The sequence below is a fragment of the Actinomycetospora sp. genome (assembly GCF_055612215.1).
In genome coordinates this window covers 1-1,110 of sequence record NZ_JBVPVA010000387.1, presented here as the reverse complement: position 1 = coordinate 1,110, position 1,110 = coordinate 1, and the positions used below count along the sequence as shown (strand labels likewise).

At 77.6% G+C, this 1,110-nt stretch carries 2 protein-coding genes; both read left to right on the top strand.

The window, feature by feature from the left end; all coding sequences use genetic code 11:
- The coding region (locus AC0CYZ_RS11080; protein ID WP_472215213.1) for a glycosyltransferase at window positions 1–686 on the top strand (686 nt) is incomplete at its 5' end.
- Between the two features lie 38 nt (window positions 687–724).
- Entirely contained in the window at window positions 725–910 is a 186-nt protein-coding gene (locus AC0CYZ_RS11075; RefSeq protein ID WP_472215211.1) for a hypothetical protein, read from the top strand.
- Window positions 911–1,110: the final 200 nt, after the last annotated feature.

Below are 1,110 nucleotides of genomic sequence, written 5' to 3'. Positions count from 1 at the left end.
CCGCGGTCCCCACCCCCACCGCGGCAGCAATGGCGCTTTCCTGCCGTCCGACGGCAGGACGGCGCCGTTGGCCCGTGGGCCGTCCGACCCTCGTCACGTTCGGCCGGCTCGAGTGGGAGAAGGGCATCCAGGACGTGATCGCCGCGCTCCCGGCGATCCGGCGGGCCCATCCGGGGACGCGGCTGGCGGTGGCCGGGACCGGGTCGCACGCGGCGTGGCTCGCGCAGCGGGCGCGGGCGGCACGGGTGCGCGGGGCGGTGACGATGCTCGGCCACGTCGACGACGCCGCGCTCGTCGACCTGCTCGGGCGGGCGTCGGCCGTGGTGCTGCCCAGCCGCTACGAGCCGTTCGGCATCGTCGCGCTGGAGGCGGCCGCGGTCGGCGCCCCGCTGGTCGCCTCGCGCGCGGGTGGACTCGGCGAGGTGGTGCTCGACGGCGTCACCGGCCTGTCGTTCGACCCGGGCGACGTCGCGGGCTGTGCCGCCGCCGTCATCGCCGCCCTGGACGAGCCCGACGCCGCGGCGCGTCGGGCGGAGACCGCCCGGGCGCGGCTGGCCACCGACTTCGCCTGGCCCGCGATCGCGGACGACACCGCCGCGCTCTATGCCCGCACCCACCGTCGGGACCCGCAGCCCACGCTCGGGCGCCCCAAGATCCCGACGGGCAACGTCTTCGGCCGCCCCTGAGGTTTCCGTGCCCGGGGCGCCGGGCAGACCCGTCGGCGATGAGCAGCGACGACGCCCGGCCCGACGACGACGACCGCGACGCGGGCGAGGCCGTGGCCGACCAGCTCGCGAGCGACAGCCCGGACCCCGTCGAGGACGACGACGCGGCCACCCCGGCCTTCGAGCTCGACCTCGAGCCGGAGGACCAGGGCACCGCCGAGGCCGCCGCGGCGAACCCCGACTAGGTGCGCTCCGCGCCCGTGAGCAGTAATCCGCCCTATGGCACGGATTACTGCTCACGAGCGCGCAGCGCACCTCGGGCGGTCTTGCGGGCGATGTCGGCCAGCGCCGCGCGCTCGGAGGCGGCGGCCTCGTAGTCCGCGACCCGGTCCCGGACGACCCGGGCGGGGGCGCCCACGGCGACGGCGAAGTCGGGGACGATCCC

Excerpts from the sequence above, each read along its gene's own strand:
- AC0CYZ_RS11075 (WP_472215211.1), top strand. The coding sequence starts at position 725 with ATGAGCAGCGACGACGCCCGGCCCGACGACGACGACCGCGACGCGGGC.